The organism is Streptomyces sp. NPDC005281 (genome assembly GCF_040607495.1).
Classification (GTDB): Bacteria; Actinomycetota; Actinomycetes; order Streptomycetales; family Streptomycetaceae; genus Streptomyces.
On record NZ_JBEXGX010000056.1, the window covers coordinates 14,639 to 27,117 of the forward strand.

The 12,479-nt window shown below is 67.7% G+C and carries 14 protein-coding genes; 2 read left to right on the forward strand and 12 right to left on the reverse strand.

The genetic code is table 11. The features are described 5' to 3' along the window. Positions 1-108: 108 nt before the first annotated feature. The 3 genes from ABZV42_RS39950 to ABZV42_RS39960 all read right to left on the reverse strand — a co-directional run bounded on the left by ABZV42_RS39950 (position 109) and on the right by ABZV42_RS39960 (position 4,452). Entirely contained in the window at positions 109-936 is an 828-nt protein-coding gene (locus tag ABZV42_RS39950; RefSeq protein ID WP_356057101.1) for an alpha/beta hydrolase, read from the reverse strand. A 911-nt stretch (positions 937-1,847) separates the two neighbouring features. Then, positions 1,848-3,293 (reverse strand): aldehyde dehydrogenase family protein, encoded by a 1,446-nt coding sequence (locus tag ABZV42_RS39955; protein WP_356057104.1) that lies wholly within the window; start codon positions 3,291-3,293, stop codon positions 1,848-1,850. Positions 3,294-4,149: 856 nt separating this feature from the next. Beyond that, entirely contained in the window at positions 4,150-4,452 is a 303-nt protein-coding gene (locus ABZV42_RS39960) for a winged helix-turn-helix domain-containing protein (RefSeq protein ID WP_356057106.1), read from the reverse strand. A gap of 134 nt (positions 4,453-4,586) precedes the next feature. Here ABZV42_RS39960 and ABZV42_RS39965 point away from each other — a divergent pair, with 134 nt between their 5' ends. Further along, on the forward strand, positions 4,587-5,372 hold the full coding sequence (locus ABZV42_RS39965) for a hypothetical protein (protein WP_355990355.1): 786 nt from the start codon (positions 4,587-4,589) through the stop codon (positions 5,370-5,372). Positions 5,373-5,686: 314 nt separating this feature from the next. Here ABZV42_RS39965 and ABZV42_RS39970 read toward each other — a convergent pair whose 3' ends face one another. The 3 genes from ABZV42_RS39970 to ABZV42_RS39980 are packed head-to-tail and all read right to left on the reverse strand — an operon-like array spanning position 5,687 to position 8,489. Next, the gene (locus ABZV42_RS39970) at positions 5,687-6,562 is read right to left on the reverse strand and encodes an ABC transporter ATP-binding protein (protein WP_356057108.1); all 876 of its coding nucleotides are present in this window, start codon (positions 6,560-6,562) and stop codon (positions 5,687-5,689) included. Beyond that, the gene (locus tag ABZV42_RS39975; RefSeq protein WP_356057109.1) at positions 6,559-7,443 is read right to left on the reverse strand and encodes an ABC transporter ATP-binding protein; all 885 of its coding nucleotides are present in this window, start codon (positions 7,441-7,443) and stop codon (positions 6,559-6,561) included. The genes ABZV42_RS39970 and ABZV42_RS39975 overlap by 4 nt, the downstream gene beginning before the upstream one ends. Next, positions 7,440-8,489, reverse strand: a complete 1,050-nt coding sequence (locus ABZV42_RS39980) for an ABC transporter permease (RefSeq protein WP_356057112.1) — start codon at positions 8,487-8,489, stop codon at positions 7,440-7,442. The genes ABZV42_RS39975 and ABZV42_RS39980 overlap by 4 nt, the downstream gene beginning before the upstream one ends. 150 nt (positions 8,490-8,639) lie before the next feature. Between ABZV42_RS39980 and ABZV42_RS39985 the strand changes: the two genes are divergently transcribed. Further along, positions 8,640-9,275, forward strand: a complete 636-nt coding sequence (locus ABZV42_RS39985; RefSeq protein ID WP_356057114.1) for a TetR family transcriptional regulator — start codon at positions 8,640-8,642, stop codon at positions 9,273-9,275. A 373-nt stretch (positions 9,276-9,648) separates the two neighbouring features. On the opposite strand, the gene ABZV42_RS39990 is transcribed toward ABZV42_RS39985, so the two are convergent. The 6 genes from ABZV42_RS39990 to ABZV42_RS40015 form a co-directional block, all read right to left on the reverse strand. Then, complete coding sequence (locus tag ABZV42_RS39990; RefSeq protein ID WP_356057117.1) at positions 9,649-10,482, reverse strand: hypothetical protein; 834 nt, start codon at positions 10,480-10,482, stop codon at positions 9,649-9,651. A gap of 77 nt (positions 10,483-10,559) precedes the next feature. Beyond that, entirely contained in the window at positions 10,560-11,207 is a 648-nt protein-coding gene (locus ABZV42_RS39995; protein WP_355990363.1) for a sigma-70 family RNA polymerase sigma factor, read from the reverse strand. A 138-nt stretch (positions 11,208-11,345) separates the two neighbouring features. Further along, on the reverse strand, positions 11,346-11,549 hold the full coding sequence (locus ABZV42_RS40000; RefSeq protein ID WP_356057120.1) for a hypothetical protein: 204 nt from the start codon (positions 11,547-11,549) through the stop codon (positions 11,346-11,348). A gap of 119 nt (positions 11,550-11,668) precedes the next feature. Then, positions 11,669-11,809, reverse strand: a complete 141-nt coding sequence (locus tag ABZV42_RS40005) for a hypothetical protein (protein WP_356057121.1) — start codon at positions 11,807-11,809, stop codon at positions 11,669-11,671. Between the two features lie 10 nt (positions 11,810-11,819). Further along, positions 11,820-12,098, reverse strand: a complete 279-nt coding sequence (locus ABZV42_RS40010) for a hypothetical protein (protein WP_356057123.1) — start codon at positions 12,096-12,098, stop codon at positions 11,820-11,822. A 105-nt stretch (positions 12,099-12,203) separates the two neighbouring features. After that, positions 12,204-12,392, reverse strand: a complete 189-nt coding sequence (locus ABZV42_RS40015) for a transposase (RefSeq protein WP_355990370.1) — start codon at positions 12,390-12,392, stop codon at positions 12,204-12,206. Positions 12,393-12,479: the final 87 nt, after the last annotated feature.

A 12,479-nucleotide genomic window follows, 5' to 3' on the forward strand; every position in this document is an offset into this window, starting at 1 on the left:
TCGTGGGGATCACGGGAGCGGCTGTCACGCGAACAACCCGCCCTGGGCACCACGCGAACCTGTGTCGTCCCCAGGTCGAGCTGTTGCGGTTCAGGCCCAGACTTCGGCTCAGCTACGCGCGAAGTCGAGGAGGTCTTTGTTGAAGGTCTCGGCGAACTTGGGGACCATGGCCAGTCCGTGCGGGGCGCCCTTGTACACCTTGTAGATGGCGTCCTTGACGAGCTTGGAGGACTTGGCGCCTGCGGCCACGATGGGGACGATCTGGTCGTCGTCGCCGTGCACGATCAGCGTGGGCACGTCGACCTTCTTGAGGTCCTCGGTGGTGTCGGTCTCGGAGAACGCCTTGATGCAGTCGTAGGCACCCTTGATGCCGACCGTCATGCTCCACAGCCAGAACTCGTCGCGGGTTCCCTGCGAGACCGTCGAATCGTCGCGGTTGGCTCCGTAGAACGCAGCGCTGAGGTCTTCGTAGAATTGCGAGCGGTCCGTCGTGACGCCCTCACGGATCTCGTCGAAGACCTTGAGGGGCAGGCCCTCGGGATTCGCGTCCGTCTTGAGCATCAGCGGGGGGATCGCGCCGAGCAGGACCAGCTTGGCTACTCGTCCGGTGCCGTGCCGGCCGGTGTAGCGGGTGACTTCGCCGCCGCCGGTGGAGTGGCCGACCAGGATGACGTCGTGGAGGTCCTCGGCCTCGATGACCGCGGCCAGGTCGTCGGCGTACGTGTCGAGGTCGTTGCCTTCCCACGGCTGCCCGGAGCGTCCGCCACCGCGCCGGTCGTGGGCGATGGCGCGGAAGCCGTTGTCCGCCATGAGTTTCATCTGGGGATCCCACGCGTCCGCGGTCAGCGGCCAGCCGTGGGAGAAGACGACGGGCTGGCCCGAACCCCAGTCCTTGTAGAAGATCTGTGTGCCGTCCTTGGCGGTGGCGAAAGGCATCTGATTGTTCCTCTCGAAACGGGTTCACAGCTCCACACGAATGGAGCTCGATGCAGTGACCGTATTTAGCGTCTTTGTCCGGAGTGCGCACCTCGTTGAACCCTAGCCGAGGAGTATTGCTTCAGCGCGCTGGGCAGCCGCGGTTCGCTGAAGCCAGAGGGATCTGCCCGGCGGTGACGAATCGATCTACTCCTGATTCGCCACGGCGCAAGGGGTAATTGGGGCCAGAGCGTGTCCTCGAATTGCCGCCCACCCGGCAACGTCTCACCCCCGGCACCGAGGTCACGGCTTCACGGACAGGCTGAGCCCTCCCTTCTCGGCACCTGGTGAAGAGCCGGGGAACCCGGTGTATGCCAAGGGAGGCCTGACGCCGAGGCTCTGAGCGCGCACACTGAAACGCTCCCGAGGTCGTCCCCCGCGCGGACAATGACTTTGCGGACACGCCCTCGGGTTTCTCGCACATGAATCGCGCGACGAACCAGCCCGGCGCCAGGCGCAGCCGCTGCCGCTGAGCACGGCCCAGCCGTCCTAACGTCGTCGTCATGCTGGACACAACGGAGCCGCGCGCGAGCCACCGCTGTTCATACGCGTAGTCGAGCCCTCGAGACATGGGCGAGCGCCGGCATTGAATCCGGTGAGCCCGAGAGGCCCCGACGTCGTCGGACGAGGATGAGCAGGACTGGATGAAGGGATGCAACCGAGTAGCGGCCCCGGCGATCCACGGCCGTATCCGCCCGGTGGTCCTCTCGGATCACCGGGCGCTTCAGGCCCCACTCAAGATGAGACGGGAGGTGCTCCCTGAGGTACCCATCTGGGACCGGATGGATGTGTGCGCGCTGCTTTGAAGCGGAAAGGACCGCAGGTGACTGACGTCCTCCGCGCAGTCCTGGACACCAGCCGGAACACAACAGTTAGAGCTTGAGGCCGGTCAGGACCAGGACGCGTTCGTAGGTGTAGTCCTCCATTGCGAACTTGACGCCTTCGCGTCCTACGCCCGACTGCTTGGCGCCGCCGTAGGGCATCTGGTCGGCGCGGTATGACGGCACGTCGCCGATGATCACTCCGCCGACCTCGAGCGCGCGGTGAGCACGAAACGCGGCCTGGAGGTTGCCGGTGAACACGCCTGCGTGGAGGCCATACTTGGAGTCGTTGACCGCGGCGAACGCCTCAGCCTCGCCGTTCACCTTCGTCACGGTCATGACGGGACCAAAGATCTCCTCGCATGCGAGGGTGGTGTCCCCCGGCACGTCGGTGAGAACCGTTGGCGCGTAGGACGCGCCTTCGCGTCCACCGCCGGTGACGAGTTCGGCGCCGGCCGCGACTGCCTCGTTCACCCACATTTCCACGCGCTTGGCGGCGCTTTCACTGACAAGCGGACCGACGTCCGTAGCGGCGTCGGAAGGGTCGCCGGTGACCTGGGCCTCGACGGCGGCCACGATGCGTGGCAACAGTCGGTCATAGACGGCGGCGTCGGCGATCACGCGCTGCACGGAGATGCAGGACTGGCCGCCCTGGTAGTTGGAGAAGGTCGCAATGCGAGTCGCGGCCCAGTCCAGTTCGTCGTCGGTGCTGTAGTCGCCCAGTACCACCGCCGCGCCGTTGCCGCCCAGCTCCAGGGTGCAGTGCTTCCGCGGGACCGAGTCCATGATCGCGTAGCCGACCTTCTCCGAACCGGTGAAGGAGATAACCGGAATGCGATCGTCTTGAACCAGTGCGGGCATGCGCTCGTTGGCCACTGGCAGGATCGACCAAGATCCGGCAGGGAGTTCGGTTTCAGCCAGCAGCTCGCCCAGAACCAGTCCGGAGAGCGGAGTGTTGGGTGCAGGTTTGAGGATGATCGGCGCGCCCGCGGCAATGGCCGGGGCGACCTTGTGGGCGCACTGGTTCAGCGGGAAGTTGAAGGGCGTGATGCCCAGAATGACGCCCTTGGGGAAGCGGCGGGTCAGCGCCAGACGGCCTTCACCGCCTGCGTCGGTGTCGAGGCGCTGGGCATCGCCGCCATTGAAGCGCCGGGCCTCCTCGCCGGCGAAGCGAAAGACAGAGACGGCGCGGCCCACCTCACCCCGGGCCCACTTGATCGGCTTGCCGTTCTCGGCGGAGATGAGCTGCGCTATCTCCTCGGTCCGCTCGGTCAGGCGCCTGGCCACGTGGTCCAGTGCTGCGGCGCGGACGTGCGCGGGCGTGGCGGCGAACTCATCGCGCACGGCGTGGGCGGCGGCGACGGCCTCTTCGATCTGTGAGCCTGTCGGCACAGAGACCCTGCCGACTGGGCGGCCGTCCCATGGCGAGGTCACGTCGAAGGTGTCGTCGCCTTCGGCCGGTCGGCCGGCGAGCCAGAGGGGATGTATGGAAGACATAAGGGGGCTTCAGCTCTCTCCGGGAAAGGCTTCGATCGATGTGCAAGCCACCGTAGGGCCCGATGTAACGAACTTTGTTTGTTCTGATCGTCCGGTTGGGTGAGAGCTGTAGGCCGGATCGGCGTGATGCGCACAAGCCGAACCACCAAGCGCAGGGCCTCGTGGGCGGCGCTGGGTATCAGGGTGGGCTGCTCCTTGCAGATGCTGCGGAGGAGCTCCAGTAGATGCTCGCACCCGTCGAGCGGCAGGAGTACGCACAGTCCGCCGGCACGGGCGCGGGTGGGAACGTCCGTCAGGCGCGTGTGCTCGTCCTCGCCGGAGAGCCGGGGCCAGGGTGCTGCTCAGGGAGGGCAGGGCGCGGGGATGAGCCGCAAAGAGTGCTGCAAGGTCGGGCACGATCGGTTCATGACTGTCGGGGACGGCGTACCCGAGCCGCCCTACGAGGGCGCGGGCATGTGCCGCGTAGCTGATCCGGCCACCGAGCACCGACCACAAGAGTCGTTCGGCCCTTGCTCGGCCGGGCTGCGTTCCGTCGGGGGTTGGGTAGTCGGGAGGACGGCGCCAATCTCGGTCAGGCGGGGTGGAGCGTCGCCGTACCGCCGCAGTAGTGCCTCGAAGCTCTCGTCCCGGACGAAGCAATGCGCCGGCAGTACCCGCAGGCGGCGGTTGCCGTAGGACCGGTCGTCGCGAATCACGACGCCCACCAAGTGGTCCTCGCAGAACACTGCGGTTCCCGAGGTACCTCAGCAGGCCTTGCGGCCGTCGTCGCGGAGGTCGGGTGAGGTCCTTGTCGAGCGCGTAGAGGCCGCGAGCCCCGGAGGACAGCGGAGGCAGGACGCCTCGCAGGTGTTCGGCGTCACGCCCCTCTTCCGCGGAGGCCAGCGGAAAGCCCAGTCCCTCGTAGCATAGTGGGAACGTATCCACGGGGTGGCCCCATCGAACCGACCCTGGTACGTCGAACCCGTGGGCTGTGAGCAGAAGGGCCACGTCCAGGTCCTGCGGATGGGTCCAGATCGGCTCTGCTCTGCTTCTTCCACAGCTCGACCGCGTGCTCGTCGCGCTCGAGCGCGCGACGGGCCGAACTCTGCCAGGACCAGCCATGGCGGTGACGGAGCCGCCAGATTCCCGCGATGGAGCAGCTGATGTGAACCATCCGCATCAAAGCCGTAGCGCCGAAACTCCTCCACAGCACCGTGCAGCGATCAGGTCCGCAGGAGCTCAACCGGGGCTTCCTGTCCAAAGCTTGTCGATCATCTGTGTAGGCTCTCCTCTCCACAATTCAGGGGAGGGAACATGCGAGGTAGAACGGCCAGAACCGCCTGGATCCTGGCGGCTGGTACGTCGGCGTTCACGCTGTTGGCCGCGACCGGGGCTCACGCTGAGGGCCGGGGTGACATCCGCGTCACCGCCACGGTCGTGAACAGCGGGAACAACGTCATCATCGGCACGACGAAGCGTGTCACCTATCCGATCGCCATCACCATCCGGGACAACTCCGGCGTGAAGGGCCTGTCGCACGTCGATGTCTTCAACAGGACGAACGGCTGGGGATACAGCGACTGGGTCGACACCCGGTGCGTGAAGAAGACTTCCACCACGTCGGTATGCACGGCCACCATGGTGATAGACCCGGCATGGCTCCCGGACAGCGTGCCCGAGGATGTGAACCACACCGCGGGCGTCTGGGAGGCCAACGCCACCGTCAAGGCCAACGACGGTGACTACTGGATCGCCGACGACATCGCAGAGTTCAAGATGAAGCGCGCGTCCCAGCTCACCACGAACGCAACGCCTGAACCTGTGGGCAAGGGAGCCGCACTCACCATCACCGGCAAACTGTCCCGGGCCAACTGGGAGGACCGGAAGTACCACGGTTTCACGGGACAGGACGTGAAGCTCCAGTACAGGAAGGCCGGAACCGCTCACTACAGCACGGTCAAGACAGTGAAGACCGGCGAAGCCGGCAACCTCAGCACCAAGGTCACCGCTACGTCGGCAGGCAGCTGGCGCTGGTACTTCCCCGGTACGACAACGACCGCTCGAGTCGTATCTGTCGGAGACGCCGTAGTGCTGAAGTAGCAACCGCGCGAATGCGCGGGGCAGCCCGCGCTGACATCCCCAGCTGGCATCAACGACGCTGGACGGCGACGCACTCGCACGACCGGTCGTGGACTCCGCCACCGCGGGACTCCGGGGACGGACCTTGCACAGTTCGAACTCCTGGAGCGGATCTCGCAGGTTCGCATCCCGCCCAGGGCGCGTGGGCAAAGACCCCGGGCCGATCTGGGCCCGGGGCCTTTGCCTCCAGTTCCTGTGGCGGCCGTGCTGCGTCGACGGCAGTCATCTGACGCCGGACAAGGGGTCGATAGCGGCTGGAGCGGTCGCGGCGGCTGTCAGGCGGGGGCGTTGACGCGGTCGATGACTGTCATCTTCTCCTCGAGTGTGGCGGGGACTTGCCGGACGTCGGCGGTGATGCCGACGGTCTGAAGTGCCTGGGTGATCTTTTCGGGCGCAGTGTCGGCGAGGCGGACGCGGCGGCCGTTGAGAGTGACCGGGAGTCCAACGTCGTCGAGGGCGGCGAAGGCGGCGGCCCAGTCGGGGGTGTCGACTTCACAGGCGGTGGTGGTGCCGATGATGTCCGCTTCGGTGCCGGCGGCGACGGCGCGGCCGCGGGACATCAGGACGAGCCGGTCGCACTGCTGGGCCTCCTGCATGTAGTGGGTGGTGACCAGGACACCGGTGCCCCGGTCGGCCTGGTCGTGGACGGCGTCCCAGAGGCGGGCGCGGGCGAGGGGGTCGACGCCGGAGGTGGGTTCGTCCAGGACGAGGAGTTCGGGGTGGTGCGCGAGGGCGATGGTGAAGGCGAGTTGGCGTTGCAGGCCCAGCCCGATCTCGGAGACGAGACGGTGTTCGGCGGCGGCGAGGGCGCCTTCGAGTGCGGGTGGCTCGGCCTGGAAGGCGGCGGAGGCGAAGGAGATGTTCTCGGCGACGGTGAGGGTCTGCCACAGGCCCAGACCCTGGGGAACGTAGCCGAGGCGGCCGGGGGTGGTGCGGTCGGGCAGGCGTCCGAAGGCGGTGGCGATGCCCTCGGTGGGGAGGGTCAGGCCGAGGAGCATCTTGATGACGGTGGTCTTGCCGGCGCCATTGGCACCGAGGAGGCCCACGATCTCGCCGGGCGCGACGTCCAGGGAGACGGTGTCGACGGCGGTGAAGTTGCCGTACCGCTTGGTGATGCGGTCGGCACGCAGGAGAGCGGTGTCGGTCGTCATGTGCGGGGCTCCCGCTGCTGGTCGGCGAGGGTGAAGGCGATGACGGCGTCCTCCATGTCGGCGGTGAGGGGCTGTTCGCCGTCTCGTGGCGGCCCGGGGTGCCAGGAACGGGTCTGCCGGCCGCGACGCCAGGACAGTTCGCGCGGCCCGGCGGGGGCAGTGCCGGTGGTGATGGTGCCGGGGGTGCGCTGGAGGACGTCGGCGGGGGTTCCGGAAGCCAGCGCACGTCCACGGTCGAGGACGAGGCAGGTCGAGGCGCGTTCGGCCTCGTCGAGGTAGGTGGTGGCCATGACGACCGCGGCACCGTCTGCGGCGGCGCGGGAGATCAGCCGCCACAGGTCGACGCGGCTGACCGGGTCGACACCTGTGCTGGGTTCGTCCAGGACGAGCAGTCGGGGCTGGTGAAGGATGGCGAGGCAGAACGCGAGTTTCTGCCGCATGCCTCCCGAGAGCGCGCCCGCGAGGCGGTCGCGGGCGCGGTCGAGTCCGGCGGCGGCCAGGAGGTGGGCGCGGCGCTGGTCGAGGTCGGTGCCGGTGAGGTGGTGAGCGGCGGCGACGAAGGCGATGTTCTCGTCCACGGTCAGGTCCTGCCAGACGCCGGAGGCGCCGGTGGGCATGAACCCGCAGTCGGTGGGAGCCGGAGCCTGGACGGTTCCGGCCTTCGGACGGACGCGGCCGACGAGGCTGCGCAGGAGGGTGGTCTTGCCGGCTCCGTCCCCGCCGACGACGGCCGCCACCTGGCCCGGGTGCGCGGGCAGGGTGATGCCCTCCAGGGCAGTGGTGGCACCGAAGGCGACGGTCACCTCGAAGGCGCCCCAACCGAGATCCTTCACCTGGCCGCCAGGCTCGCCGGGACGGTCGTGACCGGGAGTGGAGGTCATCGGGCGCTCCCGGCGGCGACGGTCTTGCGGACGGCCTTGGGGGCGGCGGGGGCCAAGTCTCGGCGGAACCGGAGGACGGCAAAGGTGAACACCAGCACCGCCATACCGGCCAGCACGCCCAGTGGCAGGGCGAGAGAGTCCAAGGGAGCGTCGCGGAGCATGACGCCGTTGGAGATCTTGATGAAATAGGTCAGGGGGAAGAGGTAGCCGATCCACCGCACCCCGGGGGCCATCGCCGACAGCGGGAAGATCATGCCGGAGAGCAGGATCTGCGGCAGGAGCGTGAGCAGGGCCAACTGCATTGCCTGGCCCTGGTTCTGGGACACCGAGGAGATCAGCACCCCGATGCCCAGGACGGTGAACAGGAACAGCGCGGCACCCAGCGCGAAAACCGCGACGTTCCCGGCGAAGGGAACACCGAAGACCAGGCAGCCCAGCACCGTCACCAGGATCATGTCGAACGCGGCCAGTACGAAGTACGGGGCGATCTTCCCGACGATGACATCGCTCGCCTTGAACGGCATCACCGCCAGCTGCTCCAGGGTGCCCGCCTGCCGTTCACGTACCAGCCCGATCGCGGTGATGATCGTGCCGATGAACGCCATGATCATCCCGACAAGCGCCGGAACCATCATCCACGACGTCTTCAGCTCCGGATTGAACAACACCTGCGGCACCAGCACCCCGCCCGACGCCTTCGCCGCCGACGCGGCCGCCTGCGCGGCGAACAGGTTGGAGCCGTCGATCAGGACCTTGGACGAAGCCGCCGACGTCGTCGTCAGCACGACCGCCCCAGCATCCTGTGCCCGCAACGCGTCGACTGCCTGCTGCTCGGTGCCGGCCGGGTCGACCTCCTTCACATCGAAAGGGGCGTGCAACTGCGTGGCGACCTGCTGTGCGCGAGGGCCGTAGACGCGAGTTGGTACGTCGGTGACGCTGAAGTTGGCCGCGTAGCCGAACACCACCAGCAGCAGCAACGGCAACACAATGATCATCGCCATCGTGCGGCGGTCCCGCCGCAGCTCCAGAAACTCCTTGAGAATCATCGCCCACACAGGGCCCCACCCGCCTTCGCCGCAAGCGCCCGCACGGAGCACAGCCGAAGCGCCTCATCCCGGTTCGGACGAGGCGCGGCTCACTGTAGGAGCGACGATCCGGTAAATACAACGAGCGTTTAATTAAGTTACGCTCTCCAGGTGAACGACCCAATCCCCGCGGCCCCCCGGCGTCGTGGTCGCCCACCCGGCAGCCGGGCCGGAGACACCGCGACCCGCGACCGGATCCTGGAATCGGCCCGCCGTCTCTTCGCCTCCGGCACCTACGCGTCCACCACTGTGCGCGCCGTCGCAGCGGAGGCAGACGTCAACCCGGCACTGGTTCTGCACTACTTCGGCAGCAAGCGGGACCTGTTCGCGGCCACCCTGCGTCTGCCCCTCCACCTGCGCGACCAGGTCTCCGGCCTCATCCGCCACGACCCCGCCGACCTCGGCGAGCGGCTGGTCCGCCTCTTCCTGCACCTCTGGCGGGACCCCGTCACCCGACGTCCCCTGGCCGCCATGGTCCGCTCCGTCTTCTCCGACCAGGACGCGGCCGACGCCTTCGGCAGCTTCCTGTCCGACGAGATCGTCGGCCCCTTGGTCGCCGCCTCCGGCCGGGACCAGCCCGACCTGCGCATCACCCTCGTCGTCAGCCACCTCGTCGGCCTCGTCATCGGTCGCCACATCCTCGGCGTCGCCCCCCTCGCACGCGTCGACCTCGACCACCTTGTCGCCTGCGTCGCCCCCGTCGTCCAGCACTACCTCACCGGGCCCCTGCCTCCGAGCAGTGCCTGAAGAGCGCAGCCGCGCACGGTGGTCACTTCAGACCTGGTGCCGAGCCAGCCCGCGGCCCGCGATGACCCTCCTCCGTCCTGAAGCGGGTGTCGCAGGTTCAAGTCCTGCCGGGCGCAAGGGAAAAGGCCCCGGACCGATCATGGTCCGGGGCCTCGACGTCCATCCGTGACACCAACGAGCACTGTGCAGCGACGACGGGGCGCTTCCTGCGCACACGCGTCACCTGGACGATTCGCCCACTCCTCCCGTGTAGCGCCGAAGGCAACCGTTCGAGCTCATCGCTGCCCGGGTTCGAGGGCAAGCACGCGGCCGTCGTGATCGGTGCCGCCGCGGTACACAGGCGGGGCAGCAGTGGGCGACTCGACCGGGCGGCCTACTGCGTGCTGGTGAACTTCGGGTCCTTCGCCTGGTTGTATAGCTCCTTGCCCGACGCGTCGTAGGCATGGATGTAGGGGCTCGGGCCGGCATAGTGCGGGCCAGGAGGCGTGTCCGGGGAGAGGACCGCCGCGTAGACGAACGCGCCGCCCGCCATGAGTGCCGGATACTGCTTCGGTTTGCCGCCGTAGCTGACGGTGATCTTGGCGACGTCGGATGTGTAGTGCCCGGCACCCACCATGAGGTACTGCCCCTTGCCGGCGGGCTCCCGGCCGGAATCGAAATACTCGATCACGCGACCGGTGCCCCACAGGCGGTCGTTGATGAAGGTGGGCGGGGAGTCCGGGCTGCTTCCCTTGTCGCCCTTCGCCGCGCACTGCACGTACTGGCCCGAGGAGTTGACGGCGACGACGACGCCGTCCCAGTCCCGTGAGGACGCAGGAGTACGGACCGCGACCACGGCGTGGTACCGCGACGCCTCAGCCCCCAGACAGGAGGAAAGGACCTTTGCGACGGTCCCGGCTTGGATCGGGGTCGTCGTGCTCTTGGTGATGGTGAAAGCGTCCGGGTCGGAGGTCTCGTGGTTCGAAGTCGGCGCCGAGCCGACTCCGCCCGAGGTGGAACCGCGTGTCGTGCTCGGAGTCGGTGACGCGGCGCCCGTCGGGCTTCCCCCGCTGAGCGCCCGGTCGGCGACACGCGGCCTGGCGTCCCCGGTCCCGCCGAGGACGACCACGGCCGCGACGCTCACCGCCGTGACACCGGCTGCGACACTCAGCGGTACGCCCCAGCTGCGTCGCAGCGAAGCACCGTCGTTCTCTGGACCGATCTTCATCAGCAGTTCCTCTCGGGTCCGCCGGTGGTTCGGCAGATCACGATCGGAAGGAGCCGCAGGAATGCCCTGCGTGTCATTCATCGTGCGACCTCCTTCGCGTTGACGGGTTTCCTCGAACCGAACGACGTCCGAACCGTGTCTCCGCCGACGAGATCGGCCCCCAGCCTCCGCCGCGCCCGGTGCAGTCTGGACTTCACGGTCCCGACCGCCACCTTCAGCACGGCCGCGGCCGCCTGCTGGTCGAGACCCGACCACACGCAGAGCTCGATGACCTCGCGTTCATGGCGCGGCAGCCGGGCCAGAGCCCTGTGTATCTCCGACATGCGACGCTCGTCGTCGACCAGGACGACGACGCGGTCCGCGTGGTCGCCCACCGGCTCGTCATGAGAAACGAGCCGGCGAAACAAGGCCTCGGCCCGTCTCAGCCGCCGCCTGGTGTTCGACATCAGGCCATCGGCGATGCCCAGCAGCCACGGCAGAGCCGAGTCGCGGTCCAGCACCGTCTCCGATCGCCGACGCCAGGCATGGAGGAACACGGACGAAGTGAGGTCTTCGGCCTCCGCCCAATCGGCCGTCCGTCGGAACAGATAGTTGTAGACGGCCTTTCCATGACGGTCGAAGATCCGGCCGAACGCCTCCCGGTCACCGTCGACGGCCCTCGCCCACAGCTCTCGGTCGGCTGTCCCTCCGACCGGTTCGGCGGGACCAACGTCGTTCAGTTCCATGCTCTGTACGTGTCCGGCACCCGATCGAAGGTTCCCGGTGAGCCGTCCCGAATCTGACGGACGGTTCCGACCAGCCGGGAAGCCAGGTCTTCCGCCGGCACGGGATGGAGCGTGGTCATCCGTTCAGGGTGCCTTCCTTCACCGAGGACAGCCGGCGGGGAACGCTGAAGTGCGGGCGGCCGGGTCCCTCGGGAGCGACGAGCGTATGCCACAGCCACACAGCACACCGACGCGGATCAGCAGGGAGAGGCTGGAGACGGTGATCCCGAACGGCTGCCCCAGCCGCAACGCCTGGTCGAGTACGCGCAGGAACAGGTTCGGCAGGATGAACCACGCGGCCATGGCGACCTCGATGCGTTGCCCTTGGGGATGCCGTGCAGAACTCGCCAGCCATGAACGGTGAGACGCTTCAGCTCACGGACCACCCTCTTTTCCTCTTCGAGGCCATCGAGCCAGGTTTTTCAGCCCGAGGGGCGCTTCAGCAGCTTGGACCAGGCCCGCGCGACAACCGAGGGGCCGCGGACGGCCATGTCGCTGAGGAGTGCTGCACCGGGAAGGTTCTTCTCCAGGTCATCGGCAACGGTGAGTTCGGGCAGCGACAAAGGGCGTCGATCACGCCGGGGGCTTCGCCGGGGGTGGCGACTGCTGAGGCGGCTCGGCCGGCCGAGGTCGACGAGGATGCGATGCGGCCGGGCGGTCGGTGCGCACTGTCACCGGATCGCCGAGGTGTTGACGGAGTAGGGCGACAGCTTCGTGCCGATGCTCAGCAACCTTGACGGTGATGACCTTGGAATCCCGGTCCGCCCACGCGACGGGCGTGCCGTCCGGCAGGTTCACGTAGAGCCTGTCCTTGCCGTGCCGCTTCCACGGATTGACCGTGAGGTCTGACATCGGCTCCGCCCCCCCAGTGCGCCTTTGTCCCCAGCACTCATGGCAGCAGCCGACGATGCCCGGTACAAGGGCGCCATGCGGCCAAACTTCACTCGGTGCAGTTCGTCATGGACTACGTCCAACTACGGTTTGATGGCCCGACCGACGACAGTCGGGGAGGTCCCGCCAGGGCGAGTTGGTGCGGTACTTCCACGCTATGGCCTCAAGCGTGCGGCGCTGGTCGACCCAACGCCGCCCACGGACCGGATCCGCCGGCCTCAACGGCTCGAGCCGGTCGCATATCGAATCAGTGATTCCTAATGTGGTCTGTCAAGCCGCGCGTGCAGTGGGTGGCGTGGCTTCATACGTTCGTCCATCGCGGAGGAGGGCCCAGAGGACGTT

Coding starts and splice junctions, on each gene's coding strand:
- ABZV42_RS39950 (WP_356057101.1), bottom strand. CDS start 936: ATGCCTTTCGCCACCGCCAAGGACGGCACACAGATCTTCTACAAGGAC.
- ABZV42_RS39955 (WP_356057104.1), bottom strand. CDS start 3,293: ATGTCTTCCATACATCCCCTCTGGCTCGCCGGCCGACCGGCCGAAGGC.
- ABZV42_RS39960 (WP_356057106.1), bottom strand. CDS start 4,452: ATGCGGATGGTTCACATCAGCTGCTCCATCGCGGGAATCTGGCGGCTC.
- ABZV42_RS39965 (WP_355990355.1), top strand. CDS start 4,587: ATGCGAGGTAGAACGGCCAGAACCGCCTGGATCCTGGCGGCTGGTACG.
- ABZV42_RS39970 (WP_356057108.1), bottom strand. CDS start 6,562: ATGACGACCGACACCGCTCTCCTGCGTGCCGACCGCATCACCAAGCGG.
- ABZV42_RS39975 (WP_356057109.1), bottom strand. CDS start 7,443: ATGACCTCCACTCCCGGTCACGACCGTCCCGGCGAGCCTGGCGGCCAG.
- ABZV42_RS39980 (WP_356057112.1), bottom strand. CDS start 8,489: ATGATTCTCAAGGAGTTTCTGGAGCTGCGGCGGGACCGCCGCACGATG.
- ABZV42_RS39990 (WP_356057117.1), bottom strand. CDS start 10,482: ATGAAGATCGGTCCAGAGAACGACGGTGCTTCGCTGCGACGCAGCTGG.
- ABZV42_RS39995 (WP_355990363.1), bottom strand. CDS start 11,207: ATGGAACTGAACGACGTTGGTCCCGCCGAACCGGTCGGAGGGACAGCC.
- ABZV42_RS40000 (WP_356057120.1), bottom strand. CDS start 11,549: ATGGCCGCGTGGTTCATCCTGCCGAACCTGTTCCTGCGCGTACTCGAC.
- ABZV42_RS40010 (WP_356057123.1), bottom strand. CDS start 12,098: ATGTCAGACCTCACGGTCAATCCGTGGAAGCGGCACGGCAAGGACAGG.